The sequence below is a fragment of the Dongia sp. agr-C8 genome, assembly GCF_054658695.1.
Genome location: NZ_BAAGHZ010000001.1, coordinates 156,295 through 174,831 on the forward strand (window position 1 = coordinate 156,295; position 18,537 = coordinate 174,831).

17 protein-coding genes, 1 tRNA gene and 1 pseudogene are annotated in these 18,537 nt (G+C 65.7%); 11 read left to right on the forward strand and 8 right to left on the reverse strand.

The window, feature by feature from the left end; all coding sequences use genetic code 11:
• Together ACYQ4T_RS00720 and ACYQ4T_RS00725 are read left to right on the forward strand one after the other, a co-directional pair.
• Nucleotides 1–2,283 (forward strand): xanthine dehydrogenase family protein molybdopterin-binding subunit, encoded by a 2,283-nt coding sequence (locus ACYQ4T_RS00720; RefSeq protein ID WP_459849923.1) that lies wholly within the window; start codon nt 1–3, stop codon nt 2,281–2,283.
• Between the two features lie 7 nt (nt 2,284–2,290).
• A complete protein-coding gene (locus ACYQ4T_RS00725) occupies nt 2,291–2,536 on the forward strand; it encodes a MoaD/ThiS family protein (RefSeq protein ID WP_459849925.1) in 246 nt (81 codons plus the stop codon).
• Between the two features lie 6 nt (nt 2,537–2,542).
• Here ACYQ4T_RS00725 and ACYQ4T_RS00730 read toward each other — a convergent pair whose 3' ends face one another.
• From ACYQ4T_RS00730 to ACYQ4T_RS00760, 7 genes are all read right to left on the reverse strand, one after another.
• Nucleotides 2,543–3,823 (reverse strand): hypothetical protein, encoded by a 1,281-nt coding sequence (locus ACYQ4T_RS00730; protein WP_459849927.1) that lies wholly within the window; start codon nt 3,821–3,823, stop codon nt 2,543–2,545.
• Nucleotides 3,824–3,919: 96 nt separating this feature from the next.
• The gene (locus ACYQ4T_RS00735; RefSeq protein ID WP_459849929.1) at nt 3,920–5,035 is read right to left on the reverse strand and encodes an ABC transporter ATP-binding protein; all 1,116 of its coding nucleotides are present in this window, start codon (nt 5,033–5,035) and stop codon (nt 3,920–3,922) included.
• Complete coding sequence (locus ACYQ4T_RS00740) at nt 5,028–5,546, reverse strand: GNAT family N-acetyltransferase (protein ID WP_459852010.1); 519 nt, start codon at nt 5,544–5,546, stop codon at nt 5,028–5,030. The genes ACYQ4T_RS00735 and ACYQ4T_RS00740 overlap by 8 nt, the downstream gene beginning before the upstream one ends.
• 166 nt (nt 5,547–5,712) lie before the next feature.
• The gene (locus ACYQ4T_RS00745; protein WP_459849931.1) at nt 5,713–7,068 is read right to left on the reverse strand and encodes a beta-N-acetylglucosaminidase domain-containing protein; all 1,356 of its coding nucleotides are present in this window, start codon (nt 7,066–7,068) and stop codon (nt 5,713–5,715) included.
• A 2-nt stretch (nt 7,069–7,070) separates the two neighbouring features.
• The gene (locus ACYQ4T_RS00750) at nt 7,071–7,907 is read right to left on the reverse strand and encodes a carbohydrate ABC transporter permease (RefSeq protein ID WP_459849933.1); all 837 of its coding nucleotides are present in this window, start codon (nt 7,905–7,907) and stop codon (nt 7,071–7,073) included.
• 99 nt (nt 7,908–8,006) lie between these two features.
• On the reverse strand, nt 8,007–8,930 hold the full coding sequence (locus tag ACYQ4T_RS00755; protein ID WP_459849934.1) for a carbohydrate ABC transporter permease: 924 nt from the start codon (nt 8,928–8,930) through the stop codon (nt 8,007–8,009).
• A gap of 2 nt (nt 8,931–8,932) precedes the next feature.
• A complete protein-coding gene (locus tag ACYQ4T_RS00760; RefSeq protein WP_459849936.1) occupies nt 8,933–10,198 on the reverse strand; it encodes an ABC transporter substrate-binding protein in 1,266 nt (421 codons plus the stop codon).
• A gap of 182 nt (nt 10,199–10,380) precedes the next feature.
• Between ACYQ4T_RS00760 and ACYQ4T_RS00765 the strand changes: the two genes are divergently transcribed.
• From ACYQ4T_RS00765 to ACYQ4T_RS00805, 9 genes and pseudogenes are all read left to right on the forward strand, one after another.
• The gene (locus ACYQ4T_RS00765) at nt 10,381–11,115 is read left to right on the forward strand and encodes a GntR family transcriptional regulator (protein ID WP_459849938.1); all 735 of its coding nucleotides are present in this window, start codon (nt 10,381–10,383) and stop codon (nt 11,113–11,115) included.
• The gene (locus ACYQ4T_RS00770; protein WP_459849940.1) at nt 11,115–11,852 is read left to right on the forward strand and encodes an SIS domain-containing protein; all 738 of its coding nucleotides are present in this window, start codon (nt 11,115–11,117) and stop codon (nt 11,850–11,852) included. The genes ACYQ4T_RS00765 and ACYQ4T_RS00770 overlap by 1 nt, the downstream gene beginning before the upstream one ends.
• Before the next feature lie 449 nt (nt 11,853–12,301).
• A tRNA-Pro gene (locus ACYQ4T_RS00775) sits at nt 12,302–12,393 on the forward strand.
• Between the two features lie 141 nt (nt 12,394–12,534).
• Nucleotides 12,535–12,588, forward strand: a pseudogene (locus ACYQ4T_RS00780) (SEC-C metal-binding domain-containing protein); the annotation flags it as partial.
• Between the two features lie 81 nt (nt 12,589–12,669).
• On the forward strand, nt 12,670–13,869 hold the full coding sequence (locus ACYQ4T_RS00785) for an RtcB family protein (protein WP_459852012.1): 1,200 nt from the start codon (nt 12,670–12,672) through the stop codon (nt 13,867–13,869).
• Nucleotides 13,870–13,934: 65 nt separating this feature from the next.
• Nucleotides 13,935–14,276 (forward strand): DUF6717 family protein, encoded by a 342-nt coding sequence (locus ACYQ4T_RS00790; protein WP_459849942.1) that lies wholly within the window; start codon nt 13,935–13,937, stop codon nt 14,274–14,276.
• A 204-nt stretch (nt 14,277–14,480) separates the two neighbouring features.
• Nucleotides 14,481–15,044, forward strand: coding sequence for an alkyl hydroperoxide reductase subunit C (ahpC, locus tag ACYQ4T_RS00795; protein ID WP_459849943.1), 564 nt, complete (start codon nt 14,481–14,483; stop codon nt 15,042–15,044).
• Between the two features lie 91 nt (nt 15,045–15,135).
• Nucleotides 15,136–16,719: an alkyl hydroperoxide reductase subunit F gene (ahpF, locus tag ACYQ4T_RS00800; protein WP_459849945.1), complete on the forward strand. Its 1,584-nt coding sequence runs from the start codon at nt 15,136–15,138 to the stop codon at nt 16,717–16,719.
• Nucleotides 16,720–16,820: 101 nt separating this feature from the next.
• Nucleotides 16,821–17,897, forward strand: a complete 1,077-nt coding sequence (locus ACYQ4T_RS00805) for an enoyl-CoA hydratase/isomerase family protein (protein ID WP_459849947.1) — start codon at nt 16,821–16,823, stop codon at nt 17,895–17,897.
• Here the strand turns inward: ACYQ4T_RS00805 and ACYQ4T_RS00810 are convergent.
• A complete protein-coding gene (locus tag ACYQ4T_RS00810; protein WP_459849949.1) occupies nt 17,890–18,534 on the reverse strand; it encodes a cysteine hydrolase family protein in 645 nt (214 codons plus the stop codon). The genes ACYQ4T_RS00805 and ACYQ4T_RS00810 overlap by 8 nt on opposite strands.
• Between the last annotated feature and the right edge of the window lie 3 nt (nt 18,535–18,537).

Consider the following 18,537-nt stretch of genomic DNA (forward strand, 5'->3'; position numbering starts at 1 on the left):
ATGCCGCTCGATCACGCTGAATCCCAGACCCGCAAGTACAAAGTCGTCGGCACGCGGCCGAACCGGCCGGACGGTGTCGACAAGGTCACCGGCCGCGCCAAGTTCGGTGCCGATGCCGTGGCTCCGGGCATGCTGGTCGGGCGCATCCTGCGCTCGCCGCATGCTCATGCCAGGATCAAGAGCATCGACGCCTCCAAGGCGCTGAAGCTCGCCGGTGTCAAAGCCGTCGTCACCGCCGCCGACCTGCCGGACAAGACCGACGGCGACGCGATGCTCTATGACGTGCTGGTCAACGTCATGGCGCGCGAGAAGGCGCTCTACGAGGGCCATGCGGTCGCCGCGGTCGCCGCGACCAGCGCCTCGATCGCCAAGCAGGCGCTGAAGCTCATCAAGGTCGACTACGAGGTGCTGCCGCACGTCACCGACGTCGATGAGGCGATGAAGCCCAATGCGCCGCTGCTCTATCCGAAGATGATCACCGACGGCATGGATCCGAAGCCGAAGAAGCCCTCCAACATCGTGCGCCGCTACGAGTTCGGCCATGGCGATGTCGAGGCCGGCTTCAAGAAGGCCGACATCATCCTCGAGCGCAGCTTCAAGACCGAGGCGACGCATCAGGGCTATATCGAGCCGCATGCCTGCCTGGCCAATGTCGGTCCCGACGGCCAGGGCGAGCTCTGGGTCTGCACCCAGGGCCATTTCATGGTGCGTGACACCTGTGCGCGCCTGCTCGGCATGGACTTCTCCAAGCTGCGCGTCACCGCCTCCGAGATCGGCGGCGGCTTCGGCGGCAAGACCACGGTCTTCATCGAGCCGATCGCACTGGCGCTGTCACGCAAGGCGAACCGGCCGGTCAAGGTGGTGATGAGCCGCGAGGAAGTCTTCAAGGCCACCGGCCCCACCTCCAGCTCGTCGATCGACGTGAAGATCGGCTGCACCAAGGACGGCCGCATCGTGGCCGGCGACGCCACGCTCCGCTACCAGGGCGGTGCCTTCGCCGGCTCGCCGGTGGAGTTCGGCGCGATGACCGCCTTCGCGCAATACGATCTCGAAAACGTCCGCGCGGTCGGTTTCGACGTGGTCTGCAACCGGCCGAAGCAGGCGGCGTATCGGGCACCCGGTGCGCCGATGGCCAATTTCGCGGTCGAGAGCGTGATCGAGGAGCTGGCGCATAAGGTGGGCATGGAGCCGATCGACTTCCGCATCAAGAATGCGGCGCGCGAAGGCACCCATTCCTCCTACGGCCCGACCTATGGCCCGATCGGATTGCTGGCGACCTTGCAGAAGGCCCGCGAGCATCCGCATTTCAAGGCGCCCTTGGGCAAGAACCAGGGACGCGGCATGGCCTGCGGCTTCTGGTTCAACTTCGGCGGCCAGTCCTGCGTCACCATGAACATCGGTGTCGACGGGACCGTGGGCGTGACGGTGGGCTCGCCGGACATCGGCGGCTCGCGCGCGTCGATGTGCCTGATGACCGCGGAAGAGCTCGGCATTCCTTATGACAAGGTGCGCGCGGTGGTCGCCGACACCGGCACGCTCGGCTACAACGACGTGACCGACGGCAGCCGCACCACCTTCGCCACGGGCATGGCCTGCATCCTGGCCGCGCGCGACGCGATCAAGAAGCTCTGCGCCCGCGCGGCGCAGATCTGGGGCATCCCGGAGGACGCGGTCACCTGGGAGAACGGGCATGCGAAGCCCGCCGGCGGCAATGCCGGCAACTTCCCACCGATGTCCTTGAAGGAGATCGCGGCCCAGGCGCCCTCCACGGGCGGCCCGATCGCCGGCCACCACGAGTACAGCGCCGATGGTGCGGGCGTCAGCTTCGCCACGCATATCTGCGACAGCGAAGTCGATCCCGAGACCGGCTTCACCAAGATCCTGCGCTACACCGTGCTGCAGGACGCGGGCAAGGCGGTGCATCCCTCCTACGTCGAAGGCCAGTTCCAGGGCGGTGCCGTGCAGGGCATCGGCTGGGCCCTGAACGAGGAATATATCTACGGCAAGGACGGGCGGTTGCAGAATGCGGGTTTCCTCGACTACCGCATCCCGGTCTGTTCGGACCTGCCGATGATCGACACCGTCATCCTGGAAATCCCGAACCCAGGCCATCCCTATGGCGTCCGCGGCGTCGGCGAGACCTCGATCGTCCCGCCGCTCGCCGCCGTCGCCAACTCGGTCTCGGCCGCGGTCGGGGTGCGGATGTGCGAAACGCCGATCTCTCCGCCGAAGCTGCTCGCGGCTCTGGAGAAGCAGGCGGCGATGAAGAAGGCGGCGGAGTAACTGCCGAGTGGCCAAGGTCATCGTCTGGAGCTCGCTGAAACCCCATACGGGCGGCGAATCCAACCTCGAGATCGAGGCCACGAATGTGAAGGACCTGCTGGCCCGGCTAGGCGAGACCTATCCGGGCCTGCAGCCCCAATTGAAGCGCGGCGTCTCGGTCTCGGTCGACGGCATCATCTTCCGCGACGGCTGGCTCACCCCCTTGAAACCCGACAGCGAAGTCATCCTGCTGCCGAAGATGCAAGGCGGCTGACCCGCGCTACTTCGTCACGCAAGCCGGTCTTGGGGCCAGAGCCCACTTCTCGAAATCCCGGAGCGTCTGGTCCAGCACAGCGGCTTGCATTGTCGCGCTATGGGTCGTGGCCGCGGATATTTCGGCGGCCTCGACCCGGCCGAGCAGCCACTTCAAGTCGTTCCGTATCGAAGTCCCGACACCTCTCATCTCGCGTGCCAGCGGGCGGCCCTCGCGCAGCCTGATCTCCAGAGCGGCCTGTTTCGCCGCCTTATCGGCCTCATCCTTCGCCTTGGCGAGATCGGACCGCGCCGGGGCAGTCGCGATCGCCCATTCCACAGCCCGGTCGTGGCACTGCGCAAGTTGGTCCATGGCCATCTGAAGACGTGCTGCGGCCTTGAGGAAGAAGGCGTCGGAATACGCATCCCCTGGCGGCCAGCGACCGATGTGGCCGAGTTGATCCATGAAGTCACGCAGCGTGTCTCCAACCGACATCATCACCGGTTCGATCGCGCCGAGGGGGTCGTCGGGATCGTCCGCAACGTTGCGCTCGCCCTGGTTCATAGCGTCGCGCAGGCGGTCGACCTTCAGGAACGCCTTCACCAACTGATCGAGCCCTGGATCCTTGGCTATCTTCACCGAGGCGCTGAGTTCCTGCATCCCCGCGCCCAGGCTGCAGTCGGCGTGATAGGCGATTGCGTCCTTGACCGCCATCTCGATCGAATACTCCTCGCCGCCTTGGGGCTGCCGTTTCTGCAGGATCCCCTCGTAGTCGGTCTGGCGCCGGGACTGGATCCCTTCGAACACGATCGCCAGGAGCTGCGCATGCAGGTAATCCTGGTTGAATTCAGCACGCAGTCCGCTCGTGCTTGCGACGATGCCGGTTAGGCTCTGCGGCGCGCCGCCGGAAAGCAGCTCGCCTGCGTCCGTCGGGGCGAGCGCGCCGGCATTGAACTCGCGTGACGCCATCTGTTGCTGATACTCGAGACAAAGCTGGTTGGAAGCGCCGATCAGGCGTTCTTGGATCTGGTCACGCGCCGCCGCTTGCGCCTCGGGCGGCTTACCGTCGCTGATCGCGTGATATCGCTGGAAAGCCAAGTCGATCCGCTGCCCCTCGTCGAGCGTCGTGCCGTTCGCGCTGAACAATGGAGTGGTCCCGGCCGGATCGAGGAGGGCGACCAGATCAATCGGTTTGAACTCGGATTGAAACGGATGTGTCGCGGGCTCCTTCGACCAGGAGGAGCAGCCCGAGATGAGGGCGGAGAGGCTTGCTGCCGCCGGATATGCCGAAAATCGCACCGTGGACATACCGCCCTCCTTCAAGCTGTTCGACAACCGTAGGTTATGGTTGCGGAGGATGCAATGAGGTCGAAGTCCGCGCGTTGCGGGTCGGTATTGGGGAATCTAGGCGAGCGGATCGACCGAGCGGGTCAGCGCGCGCTCTTCGGCATCGAACACATGCACATGCTGCTCCGGGAGGCCGAGCGAGACGACATCGCCCCGCTTCAGCCGGGTCGCTCCGTCGGTGCGCATGACGATTGGCTCTTTCGTCTCGGCGCTATCGAGGTAGAGCAAGGTCGAATCGCCGAAGCGTTCGACATTGAGGATGCCGGCGGGGAGCGCGTCGCCGAACGTCACATGCTCCGGCCGAATGCCGAGGGTCACGGCATCGCCGGTCCTGACCCCGTCAGCGCAGACCGACGCGGCGACGCGCAGGCCGGATCCCGTTTCTGCAACCAAGCGATCGAAGAAGACCTCGACCACGCGCGCGGCAATGAAATTCATCCGCGGCGCGCCGATGAATCCGGCGACGAACAGCGTCTTCGGATGATGATAGAGCTCCATCGGCGGGCCGACCTGGGCGAGGCTGCCCTCGCGGGCGATCCGCTCGCCGCTGTTCAAGAGCACGATCTTGTCGGCGAGCGTCATGGCCTCGACCTGGTCATGGGTCACGTAAATCATGCTGCGGCCGGTATCCTGGTGCAGCCTGGCGATCTGCAACCGGGTATGCACCCGCAAGGCCGCGTCCAGGTTGGAGAGCGGCTCGTCGAACAGGAAGACCTGCGGATCGCGCAGCATGGCCCGGCCGATGGCGACGCGCTGGCGCTGGCCGCCGGAGAGCGCGCGCGGGTGCCGATCCAGCAGCGCGTCCAGCTCCAGGTCCTTGGCGACCGCCAGCACCTTGGCATCGCGCTCCGCTTTCGCCGCGCCGCGGACCTTGAGGCCGAAGCCGAGATTCTCCGCAACGGTCATATGCGGGAACAGCGCATAGGTCTGGAACACCAGGGCGGCGCCGCGCCTGGCCGGCGGGATGTCGTTGGCGCGCCGGCCGCCGATCCGGATCTCGCCCGCGGTGATGCTCTCGAGCCCGGCGACCATGCGGAGCAAGGTGGACTTGCCGCAGCCGGACGGGCCGACGAAGACGCAGAACTCGCCCTCCGCGATGGTCAGCGAGACGTCGCGCACCACCGGCCCCTGGCCGAAGTCCTTCGCCACCTTGTCGAACACGATCTCAGCCATGCAGCACCATGCCGGCGAGCGAATCGTTGGGCTCGATGTCGGCGAGGCTGCGCGCCATGAAATAGGTGTGCCGCGGCAGGTCGGGGGACGCCACGTGGTGAAAACCGAGCTTGTGATAGAAGGCCTGGCCGCCGGCGTTGCTGGGGGCGACGGAAAGGTGCAGGCCCTCGGCGCCGCGCGCGGCCATGCGGGCCATCAGGAACTGCATCATGCGGCGGCCGAAGCCGTGGCCGCGGGCCTCCGGCAGCAGGTCGATATGGGCATGGGCCGGAAAGGCGTGCAGCGCCGGCGGGTAGATGAAATCGGGCACGTGGATCAACCGCCGCACCCAGTCGCTGTCATGCCAGCTGGCGAGATCGTTGCCCGGGTTGCGCACGGCGTTGCGCAAGGGCTTCAGCCACTCTTCCTCGCAGCGCGCGTTGAAACCGGGTGTGTCCAGCGTCCCCAGCAGATAGCCGACGAATCCCGAGGGTCCCTCGAGGGTGAAGGCGAGATCCGGCTCCAGGACCACATAGGGGCCGACGTAATACTTGCCGAGCAGGGTCGGGTCGTCGTGGAGCTTCGTGCCGTCCTTGCCGGAATCTCCGGTCTTCAGGCAGACCGCGTAGAGGCCCGGCAGGTCGGCGCGCCGCGCCGGGCGCAGGCGATAGGCGTTGCGGCCGGTCCGCATGGTCGATTCAGAGGGCATGATTGAGATTGCCGTCGCGATCGCGGGGCAGCAAGGCTTGCAGCTCGGCCGCGAGGCCTTGGCGATAGGTGTTGGGCAGGCGGCCCGCTTCCGGGAAGGCGCTGTTCGCCGCCGGGCCGCTCGCCAGCCAGGCGAGATATTGCGTGAGGGTGTGCAGTTCCTCCCGCACTTCCCAGAGATGCGGCTGGAAGGTGTAGAAGAGGTCGCGGTTCTCGAGCTCGGTCATGCGGTCGAACAAGGACACGACGCGATCGTGATAGGCGCTGATCCGCGCCTGCCCTTCGCGCCAGGCGCGGGTTTCGGTGTTGGGCCATGCCTCGGTCAGCAGCGCACGGGCGGTCGCGACGATGGCCTCGGATTGCGGCCCGGCGCGAAACGGCTGATAGAGCAGGTCGATCAGCAGCGCCACTTCCTCCAGCTTCAGCGTCTCGCCGCCGGGGCTGTAGGCCAGGCGAAACCGATCCTGCCAGGCGCGCGCCGCGGCATCGGTTGCCGTGTTCTCCTCGTAGGCCGCGTCCTTGAGGAAAGCGCCGGTCGTGTGCACCGGCACGAAGTTGGCCTCGAGCTCGTTGTTCGGGTTGGTGATGAAGCCGGCGATCTCGTCGCGGATCGCCGACTCGCGCCCGCCCAGCGGCCCGGCATGGGTGCGGCGGATGTCGTAGTCGTTGGCGTGGAAGTTCTCCCAGATCACCGGCTTGCGGCGCAGCACCTTGGCCAGGCTGCGCAGCGAATCGGCGGTGATCCCCGGCGAGATGATCTCCGGCCCGGTCCAGCAGATGTCGATCTTTTTGCAGAGTTCGGCGCCGAGGGTCTGGAGGTAGGGCGACCGCTCGGGATCGCCGCCGGCCATCCGGCCGCAATACTCGGTCGGGCAGAAGAACAGCCGGGTGCCGTTTCTGGCGCAGAGATAGGCCCAGGCGGCGTTGGCGATGTGGCATTGCGCCGACGCAAACGAGGGAAACTGTGCCGCATCTTCCGGCCGGAGCTGGCTGGGGATGTCGTCGTAGAGCAAAGCGAAATGGGTGAGGCCGAGGGCGATGAACTGGTCGAGACGCCGCAGCAGATGCGCGAGCTCGGCAGGATCGCTGTAGGTGATGTCGAGGCAGGGCGCCAGCGCCGCCATCATGGTGAGGCCGCGTGCCTTGGTCGCTTCGACCAGGCGGGCGAGGGCGGCCATCTCGGCATCGGTATAGGGCTCGCGCCAGCGGGCGCGCAGCTTCACGTCGTCCTTCGGCGCATAGACATAGAGGTTCATGCCCGCAGCCTTGATCCAGTCCATCATCTCGATGCGCTGGGCCTCGCTCCAGGGGCGGCCGTAGAAGCCTTCGATGACGCCGCTGATCATGCCTATTCGGCTCTCGCTGCGGTGAGGCCGCGGATCACATGCCGCTGGCTGACGAAGTAGAAGATCATGATCGGAACCGTGGTGATGGTGAGGGCGGCGAAGACCAGGGCATAGTTGGTGGAATGGAATCCGCTGAAGCGCACGATGCCGGCGGGCAGGGTGCGGCTCGCATCGTCGCTGATGAACAGCAGCGCGAACATCAGCTCGTTCCAGATGTTGATGGTGTTGAGGATGGCGGTGGTGATCACCGCCGGCTTCACCATCGGCAAGATGACGGACCAGAAAACCTGGAAGGCGTTGGCGCCCTCCAGCCGGGCCGCTTCTTCCATCTCCCGCTTCACAGTCTTGAAGTAGCCGGTCATCAGATAGAGCGTGATCGAAAGCGCCCAGGCGGCATTGGCGAAGATCAGCGCCCAGAGCGTGTTCAGGAGTCCCATGTCGCGGAGCTGGGTGAAGAGCGCGATCGCGACCGCCGGGGGCGGCAGGAGCAGGCCGATCAGGAAGACGCGGTAGAGTGCGCGGCGGCCCGGGAACTCCAGCCGCGCGAAGGCATAGGCGGCCAGCGTTGCGGCACAGGCGCAGAGCGCAACCGCGCCGACGGTGACGATGATGCTGTTCAGATAGAGGCCGCCGAGCCCGCCGTCTTCCCAAGCCTTGGCGAGATTCTCCCATTGCCAGGTCTCGGGAAGCGCATAGGGCTTGCGGAAGATCTCGCGGTTGGTCTTCAGCGCGGAATAGGTCATCCAGACCGCTGGAAAGCACATGCCGGCGACGACGACGGCGCCGATGCCGAACTGCAGCCATTCCTGGGGTCTGCGCGGTGGTCGGGACGCTTTCATTCAGTCGTCATTGCCGGGCTTGACCCGGCAATCTCGCGCGCCACGGAGCCAGATGCCCGGGCCAAGCCCGGGCATGACGATCTAAGTTTGCGGGATGCCTTAATACTCGACCGCATGGCTCCGCTCGGCAAACCGCAGATAGAGGAGGGAGACCAGGGAGACCACCACGGTCAGGATCACCGTCAAGGCGATGCCATAGCCGAGCTGGTCGCTGTCGAAGCCCATCTTCACGATCCAGGTGACCGGCACCTCGGTCGCGTTGTAGGGCTGGCCGTTGGTCATGGTGAAGAAGAGGTCGAATCCGGCGAAGCCGCCGGTGACCGCCAGCAGCACGCAGATCAGCACATTCTGCTTCAAGAGCGGCAGGGTGATGCCGAAGAACTGGCGGATCGGCCCGGCGCCTTCCAGGGTCGCGGCCTCGTAGAGGCTGCGCGGGATGCGGCGAAGGGCGGCGAAGAACAGGATCATGTAGAAGCCGGCGAACTTCCAGCCCGAGACCAGCATCACGCAAACAAGGGCGGTGGCCGGCTGCGACAGCCAGGGCTGCGCGAGATCGCCGAGGCCCATGCCCTTCAGCATCGCGTTGACGAGGCCGGTGCGGTAGTCGAAGACGAAGGTCCAGAGCACGCCCGCCGCCGACATCGACAGCACAACCGGCGAGAAGAACAGCCCGCGCAACAGCGCGAAGCCCGGCCGGTCGCTGTTCAGCAGCACCGCCATGATCAGGCCGAAGCTCACCTCGAAGACCAGGGTGCCGAGGATGTAGAGCGTCACATGGAGGTAGGAGGCGAGGTGGATGTCGTCCTGGAAGGCGCGGGCGAAGTTCGCGAATCCGACCCAGCGCGGGGTGCCGATTCCGTCCCAATCGGTCAGCGAATAGTAGAGCGACGAGGCGAGCGGCAGCAGCACGAAGATCGCATAAAGCGTGAGCGCCGGGATCACGAAGAGGATATTCGCGATCCCGGCGCCCTCCCCCGGTCTTCCCCCACCGAGTCCGTCCTTTTGCGCGGCCACTCCTGCCACGATTACTTCATCGCCTTCACATGCTCGTCGAGCCAGATGAGCGCGTCCTTGGGCGACTTCTCGCCCCCGGCCACATAGGCGGCCGCCTGGTAATAGGATTCCGCCACGGCGACCGGATAGGTCGTGTCCGGCGGCGGCACCAGGCTGCCGGCAGAGGCCAGCATGTCGGCCATCTGCTTGGTCTTGTCATCGAGCTTGGCCTGCTCCATGGCGCCCTTGACCGAGCTGAAGCTGCCGGCCTCGGCCCATTTCACCTGGTTCTCGAGCTGGGTGAAGAACTTCAGGAAGGCGATCGCCTCCTTGGGATGCGCGCTCTTGGCATGGACCGCGAAGCCGGTGGCGGTGCCGATCACGCTGTCCTTGGTCGGGTTGGCGGGATCGATCAGCGGCGTGTTGAAGGCGCCGTAGTCGAAGTCCTTCTCCGCCATCTCGTTGGCCGACGGCACCAGCCAGGAGCCGATCGGATGCATGGCGGCGGCTTCCTGGAAGAAGGTGCTCATGGCCGGATCGGCGCCCAATCCGGCGATGTCCTTGTTGAAGGCGCCGGCCTTGCGCAAGTCGTCGATCAGGGTCAGCGCCTTCTCGAAGCCCGGCTGGCTGAACGGCTCTTTCAGCTCGAAAGCCGCGGTGTAATGCGCCGGCTCGACCACGCGCGAGGCGATATGCGAGGCCCAGTTGCCGAGCGGCCAGAGCTCCTGGTTGCCGACCACGATCGGCGTCTCGCCTTTCTCGGCGAGGGTCTTCACCACCGCCATGAACTCGTCCCAGGTCGCCGGCGCCTTCACGCCGTCCGCGGCGAAGATCTTCTTGTTGAACCAGATGACGTTGGTGACATCGAGGGTCATCGGCACCAGATAGGCCTTGCCCTCGTAGAGCATGCCCATCGACGGCGACCAGACCGAGGGCAGGAACGTGTCCTTCCAGCCGCCTTCGTTCAGCTCGGCGGTGATATCCTTGGCGAAGCCTTCCTTGGCGTCGCGCTGCATCGGGAAGCCGGCCCATTGGAAATAGATGTCGGGCGGAGAGTCGCTCTTCAGCTGGGTGATCAGGCCGGTGTCGGAATACTGGTCGTCGTCGAACACGACCTGCTTCACCTTGATCTCCGGATTGGCCTTCTCGAAATCGGCGATGATCCCGTCCAGCACCTCCTTCTGGGTGCCGCCGGTGATCGAATGGGTGATGCGGATCTCGACCGGTTCCGCGAAAGCTGCAGACGCATAGGCCACGGCCGCGATGAGGCCGCCCAGCAATCCTGTCCGCAAGACCATGACCCAGCCTCCTTGCCGTTCCGGTATCTGAAATTGGTATGTTTTGGGTATGGTATTGGAGTTTTCGCGGCCCGTCCAGCCGCTAAAATGCGGCAATTTCACACATGACCGAAATCATACCACGGTTGCGCCAGAGGGTCCGTCCGCTTATGCTCGGCGCCCTGGGAGTTATGAAGAATCGCATGAGTCTGGTCACCGAATTGCGCCAGCGTCTCCATCGCCAGCGCGGGCCCCTCGGCCTGCGGCTGACCAATGCGCTCACCTCGGCGATCGAGGACGACCTGATCGCGGCCGGCGAGGCGCTGCCGCCGGAACGCGAGCTGGCCGAGGACCTCGGCGTCTCGCGCTCCACTTTGCGGCAATGCCTGGAACAACTGGCCGAGAGCGGATTCATCGAGACGCGACGCGGCGCCGGGCATTTCGTGGCCCGGCGGATCCTGAAGCCCGTGACGCGCCTCACCGGCTTCACCGACGACATGGTGAGCCGCGGCATTCAGCCGGTCTCGAGGATCCTCGAGAAGACCATCATGCCGGTGCCGCCGGACACCGCCTTCCGCACCGCCTTGCCCTTGGGCACGCCGGTCTTCCTGCTGGTGCGCCTCAGGCTCGCCGGCGACGAGATCCTGGCCTATGAGCGCTCGATCGTGCCGGTGACCTCGGTCGGCGAGGATTATGACGGCACGGGCTCGCTCTACGGCCGGATGGACAAGCATGGCGGCCGGCCGAAGCGGATCCTGCAGAGCATGCGCGCGGTCGAGGCAGGGCCGGAGATTGCCGACCATCTGAAGGTGAAGCCAAGTACTGCGGTGCTGATGATCCGCCGCATCGGCTATGGCAGCCACGGCGTCGCGGTCGAGGACGCGATCTCCTGGTATCGCGGCGACCGCTACGACTATGTCGCGGAGATCAACGGCTGATGAGCCTGATCGAGACCTATCGCGACAAGGTGGTGGGCGTGCTCGACCGGCTGGTGGTCGAGCAGCGCGGCGCACTTGAGACTGCCCAGGCCTGGGTTGCGGAAACGCTGCGCGCCGACGGCCTGGTCTACGCCACCGGGAGCGGCCACTCGCATCTGATCGCCGCCGAGGTGTTCTACCGCGCCGGCGGCATCGCGCCGCTGCAGGCGATCTTCGACCCGCCGCTGATGCTGCACGAGGGCGCCCAGCGCTCGACCCAGCTGGAGCGGATCGAGGGCTATGCAGCCAGCGTGCTGGCCGCCTATCACATTGGCCCGAAGGACATCCTCTTCATCATCTCCAATTCCGGCCGCAATGCCTTTCCGGTGGAAGCGGCCCTCTATGCCAAGTCGCGCGGCACCCGGACCGTCGCGATCACCTCGATGGACCATGCCGGCAAGGTCACCTCCCGCCACAGCAGCGGCCGCAGCCTGCATGACGTCGCCGATCTGGTGATCGACAACACGGTGGCGCAGGGCGATGCCAGCCTGGAGATCGCCGGCACCGATCTCCGCATGGGCCCGCTCTCGACCATCGCCGGCGCCTTCATCATGAACGTGATCATGGCGGGCGCGGTCGAGCAGCTGGCGGCGCAAGGCGTCGCGGTCGATGTCTACAAGAGCGCCAATCTCGACAACGGCGACAGCGGCGCCGGCGCGATCGTCGAACGCTGGCGCGGCCGCATCAAGGGACTCTAGCGCCCGCGCTCCCGTCCTGAACTGCAATGCCGCTTGACGCGACGAAGCGACAGGCGTACATGATCGCCCTCCCGCAGCGGTTGCGGGTGAAGATTCAGAACCGAGAGAGAAGAGAATGCTGTTCGCGCAACTTCATGCAGAGCCAAGGATGGCGCCGGCGAAAGCCGCGACCGTCGACGCTCGCATTTTGCGCGCGCCGCGGCTGGAGAATCCCGCGATGGCGGGCTTGGAGGGTGCGATGACGCGCTAGAGCGTCGCCGCATAAGGGTCCATCTGGACCCCGCCGAGCTCCGCAGCAAGCGGAGACTCAGGCGGGGTTTTTTATTGCCTGAAACGCAACCTTGGATAGCAAGGTTGCGAAGGAAAGCGCTCGGCCTTCGCACCGCCGCGCGTGGAGCCGCGCCCGGCCCGTCACCCTCAGGACGGGCCGGGTGGGGACGTCGAGATGACGGGGTGTAGCTCAGTCAGGACGAGAGCGCCCGGTTCGGATCCGGGAGGTCCGCCAATGGACCACGGGGTTCAAGTCCTAGCACCCCGACCAAAGTGGAAGCGATGGAGGAGAAGATGAGACGGAAAGAGCGAGCGGTTCCACTCGAACCGATGAGCAAGCGCCGGAGGGGGTTTTAACTCCGAGACGCACGTCAAACGCGGGGACCGGATCGTCCACGGCGACAAGGAGCTCATGGAGAAGCTCGGCCGCAACGATCCTTGCCCCTGCGGCTCCGGCCGCCGGTTTCAAGGCCTGCTGCCTGAAATCGCGCCGGTTTCATCGAACGTGACTATTATGTCCGGTAAGTGTTCCCGGAAGGAGGGGACCATGTCTGCCCAGTACGACTACCTGAAGACCGACGGCAAGCCGATCAAGGCTTGGACCAAGGGCGTGCTGATCGAGGATGCGGCCCGGCGCCAGGTCGAGAATGTGGCGCGGCTGCCGTTCATCTATAAGCACGTTGCGGTGATGCCCGACGTCCATTTCGGGCGCGGCGCCACGGTCGGCAGCGTGATTCCGACCAAGGGTGCCATCATCCCGGCCGCGGTCGGGGTCGATATCGGCTGCGGCATGTGCGCGGTGAAGACCAGCCTCACCAGCCATGACCTGCCGGAGACGTTGAAGCCGTTGCGCTCCGCCATCGAGAAGGCGGTGCCGGTCGGGTTCGGCGACTATGGCGACCATGTGCCGAAGGCGTCGGAGAAGGCCTGGTTCCAGCGGCTGAAGCAGCGCTACGACCTGCTGCAGCAGAAGTACCCGGCGGTCTCCACCAAGAACAGCCCGGCGCGCCAGCTCGGCACGCTCGGCGGCGGCAACCATTTCATCGAGGTCTGCCTCGACGAGACGGATGCCGTCTGGGTGATGCTGCATTCCGGTTCGCGCGGCGTCGGGAACCGGATCGGCCAGCACTTCATCGCCGCGGCCAAGGCCGAGATGGAGCGGCTGTTCATCTCGCTGCCGGATCGCGACCTCGCGTATCTGGCGGAGGGGTCGGTCCTGTTCGCGGACTATGTCGATGCGGTTTCCTGGGCGCAGGGCTATGCGCACCTGAACCGCGCCGTCATGCTGGAGCGGGTCCTGGAGGTGATGAAGGCGTCGTTCAAGGACTTCGCCACCAGCGATGTCGCGGTGAACTGCCATCACAACTACATCGCCCAGGAGGTCCATTTCGGCGACAAGGTCTGGGTGACGCGCAAGGGTGCGGTCTCGGCGCAGTCCGGCGAGCTCGGGATCATCCCGGGCTCGATGGGGGCGAAGAGCTTCATCGTGCGCGGCAAGGGCAACGCCGAGAGCTTCTGCTCCTGCTCGCATGGGGCGGGACGGAAGATGTCGCGGGGCGCGGCCAAGGAACACTTTTCCCTGGCCGACCACGCGGAGGCCACCGCGCATGTCGAGTGCCGGAAGGACACCGGCGTCATCGACGAGACGCCGGGCGCCTACAAGGACATCGACGCCGTGATGGCGGCGCAGAGCGACCTGGTCGAGATCGTCGCCACGCTCCGCCAGGTGGTCTGCGTGAAGGGGTGAGACGGCGGCCGGTCCGGGAGACCCGGGCCGGCTGCCTCGCCTGCCGACGAACCGAGGAAACTGCCATGAACGCGATCAACATCATTGCGCCTTACCGTCATCTCGGCATGTGGGTGTTCGACGATCCCAAGGTCGGTTTGGTGCAGGAGCCGTTCGTCTCCGGCGCCGACACCATGATCGATCGCGTCGTCGCCGACCTCCCCGATGCGGCGCATGGCTTCTTGCTGGTTTTTTCCGCCGGTCCGTTTCCGGGATATCAGTTGAAGCTGGACTGGCGCCGCGCCGAAAGCGACGGCAACTGGTACCATGCGCCGGCCCTCGACCTGGAGGGTTGGCTTTGCCCGGCGCTGTTTCGCTATTTCGAGGCGGCGCCGCCGGAAATCTATGTGCAAGTGCGGCCGCGCTGACGGCGGCGGCGTGGAGGCGATCCAGCACCGTCCGGATCTGCGCGCCAAGTCCCTGAAACTCCGAGAGGATTCTATGATCGATTACATCGATCATAATGGCCACTTTTATCCATTTTACCAATGTTGAAATAATTCTATTTTGCATCTGCGAGGGCGCTTTGCCTTCGAACCTGCCTTCATTTCAAACCCTAGGGAAATTGCCAAATGTCTCTTGTGAATACCAAGGTTAAGCCGTTCAAGGCGCAGGCTTTCAAGAACGGGAAGTTCGTCGAAGTGACCGAAGCGAGCCTCGCCGGCAAGTGGGCCGTGTTCTTCTTCTATCCGGCCGATTTTACCTTCGTCTGCCCGACCGAACTCGGCGACGTGGCCGATCATTATGCCGAGCTGCAGAAGATGGGCGTCGAGGTCTACTCGGTCTCGACCGATACCCATTTCACCCACAAGGCCTGGCATGACGCGTCGGACACGATCGCCAAGGTCCAGTACTACATGATCGGCGACCCGACCCATGAGATCAGCACCAATTTCGAGGTGCTGCGTCCGGGCCAGGGCCTCGCCGACCGCGCGACCTTCATCATCGACCCGCAGGGCGTGATCCAGACCGTGGAAGTCACCGCCGAAGGCATCGGCCGCGATGCCAGCGACCTGCTCCGCAAGATCAAGGCCGCGCAGTATGTCGCGGCGCATCCGGGCGAGGTCTGCCCGGCGAAGTGGAAGGAAGGCGCCAAGACCCTGGCCCCCTCCCTCGAACTGGTCGGCAAGATCTAAGCCGCCTGCCTGGAACCGGCCTTCCCCTTCGCGGGGAAGGCCGCGTGCCTGAACGCCAAGAACCAAGAAAACTGATCGCCGGAGAAGACAGATGCTCGACGACACGATGAAGACGCAGCTGAAGGGCTACCTGGAGCGCGTGACGCGCCCGATCGAGATCGCCGCGCACGTCGATGGCGGCGAAAATTCGCGCGAGATGATGGCGCTGCTCAACGACATCGTCCCGCTCTCCGACAAGATCACCTTGACCGAGCATCGCGCCGCCGACAACGAGCGTGCGCCGTCCTTCTCGCTCTCGAGCCCGGGTCAGGCGATCCATCTTACTTTCGCCGGCCTGCCGATGGGCCATGAATTCACCTCGCTGGTGCTGGCGCTGCTGCAGGTCGGCGGCTATCCGCCGAAGGTCGAGCAGGCGCTGATCGAGCAGATCAAAGGGCTCGACGGCGACTTCACCTTCGAGACCTATTTCTCGCAGTCCTGCCAGAACTGCCCGGACGTGGTGCAGGCATTGAACCTGATGGCGGTGCTCAATCCCAATATCAAGCACGTCGCCATCGACGGCGCGCTGTTCCAGGGCGAGGTCGAATCCCGCCAGGTCATGTCGGTGCCGACCGTCTATCTGAACGGCGAGGTGTTCGGCCAGGGCCGGATGGATGCCGAGCAGATCGTCGCCAAGCTCGATACCGGCGCCAACGACCGCGCGGCCGAGCGCATCAAGACCATGGCGGCCTTCGACGTGCTGGTGGTCGGCGGCGGTCCGGCCGGCGCCGCGGCGGCGGTCTATGCCGCGCGCAAGGGCATCCGCACCGGCGTCGCCGCCGAGCGTTTCGGCGGCCAGGTGCTCGACACGATGGGGATCGAGAACTTCATCTCCGTGCCCTATACCGAAGGCCCGAAGCTGGCCGCGGCACTCGAGCAGCATGTGAAGGGCTATGACGTCGAGGTGATGAATCTTCAGCGTGCGGTAAATCTCGTTCCGGGTGACCTGGTCGAAGTGCAGCTCGCCAACGGCGCGTCGCTGCACTCCAAGACCGTGATCCTCTCGACCGGCGCCCGCTGGCGGCAGATGGGCGTGCCGGGCGAGGAGGCTTATCGCAACAAGGGCGTCGCCTATTGCCCGCATTGCGACGGCCCGCTGTTCAAGGGCAAGCGCGTGGCGGTGATCGGCGGCGGCAATTCCGGCGTCGAGGCGGCGATCGACCTCGCCGGCATCGTCGCCCATGTGACCTTGATCGAGTTCGACGCCAAGCTCCGGGCCGACGACGTCCTGCAGCGCAAATTGCGCAGCCTGCCCAACGTCACCGTCATCGTCTCGGCGAAGACCACCGAGGTGCTGGGCGACGGCCAGAAGGTGACCGGGTTGGTCTACGAAGACCGGGCCGGCGGCGAGGTGCACAGAATCGCGCTCGAAGGCATCTTCGTGCAGATCGGCCTGCTGCCCAACACCGAATGGCTGAAAGGCATCGTGGATCTCTCGCCGCGCGGCGAGATCGTCGTCGACGACCGCGGCCAGACCTCGGTGCCGGGCGTGTTCGCCGCGGGTGACTGCACGACGGTGCCCTATAAGCAGATCGTCATCGCCATGGGCCAGGGCTCGACCGCGGCGCTCGCCGCCTTCGATCACCTGATCCGCAGTTCGGCCCCGGCGGAAAGGGCCGAAGCCAAGGTGGCCTGAAGAACGCCGGGGCGCAACGCGCGTCCCGGCGTCCTCCTTTCCCCTTCGCGCGTCTTCCGCTATGACCCTGCCCGGGCATGACTGAAGCGAGCGCGATTCCTATGACGACGGTTCCGACCACCAGCGAAATTGCCGCGACGATCGAAGGCCGCTTGGGCGTGATCGTCCTCGACCGGCCGAAAGCGCTGAACGCACTCACCCTCGGAATGGTCCAGGCGCTGGAGATCGTGCTGAACGACTGGGCGGAAGACCCGGCGGTGGATGCGGTCCTGATCCGGAGCAGTTCGGAACGTGCCTTCTGCTCCGGCGGCGACGTCCGCGCGATCGGCATTCTGCCCGATCCCGCGGCCCGCGAGGCCCTGGGCCGCGCCTTCTTCGCGACCGAATATCGCGTCAACCACCGCATCAATACTTTCCCGAAGCCGTTCATCGCGCTTCTGAGCGGCGTCGCCATGGGCGGCGGTCTCGGCCTCTCGGTGCACGGCTCGCACCGCGTCGCCAGCGAGACCCTGCGCATGGCGATGCCGGAGACCGTGCTCGGCCTCTTTCCCGACGTGGGCGGCGCCTGGTTCCTCAACCGCTGCCCCGGCGCGATCGGCCGCTATCTCGCCTTGACGGGCCAGCATATCGGCACCGCCGATGCGCTCGCCGCCGGCCTCGCCACGCATCATGTCCCGGCGGCGGCGTTCGACGCGCTGATCGCGGCCCTGGTCGCGGCGCCGAGCCTCGACCCTGCGGCGGTCGATGCCGTCATCGCCGCGCATCAAGCCGAGGCCGGCACGGGTGCGCTGGCCGCGCGCCAGGCGGAGATCGACCGGCTGTTCTCCGGCGCGGACCTCGATGCCGTGATCGCTGCCGTCGACCAAGCCGCATCCGGCGCGGACTGGATCGCCGAGGCGCAGGCCGTGCTGCACCACGCCTCGCCGACCAGCCTGCGCGCCACCTGGCGCCGCATGGTCGATGCGCGCGGCCAGGACATCGCGCGCGTCCTCACTGACGACTACCGCATGGCGGTGCGAATCGTCGCCGGCCACGATTTCCCCGAGGGCGTGCGCGCGATCTTCGTGGACAAGGACCGCAACCCGCATTGGCGCCCGGCGACCCTGGAGGCGGTGACGGCGGCCGAGATCGACGCGCTGCTGGCGCCGCTACCCGGCGGCGAGCTCGCGCTCAGCTGAGTTCTGCGATCACCTGGTCGGTGGTGCGCTGGCGGCAATAGCCTTTGATCGCGCGGATCGAGAAGTCGTGGCGCTCCTGGGTGTAGGTTGCGCAGGCGTCGGTCACTTGCGTGACGAGATAGCCGAGGTCGCAGGCGTCGCGAATGGCACTCTCGACGCATTGGTCGGTGACGATCCCGCTGAGGATCAGCTGCTTCACCCCGAGATTGCGCAGGATATAGTCGATATGGGTGGAGACGAAGACGCTGCTCGAGGTCTTCGGCAGCCAGATCTCGTCGCCCTGCGGCGCCAGTTCGTCGATCACCTTGCCGTCCCAGGAGCCTTTCGGCACGTGGAAGCCGGTGATCTTATAGTCGAGGCTGCGGTCGCGGCCGTCCAGGGTCAGGCTCTCGATCGTGGTATACATGACCTCGACCCGGGCCTTGCGCGCCGCGGCTTGCAGGCGCTGCATGTTGGGAACGACCCGGGTTTCGAGCTGCCGGAAATACCAGCCGCATTTCTTCTCGAACTCCTCTTTCGACATCTCCTTGAACTCGGCGCCGTTGCGCTTGGCGGCGAAATTCTGGACGTCGATGAAGAGCAAAGCCGCCTGCTTGGCGACGATCGGGACTTCGCGGGAGAGGGATTCGGCGGTCATGGT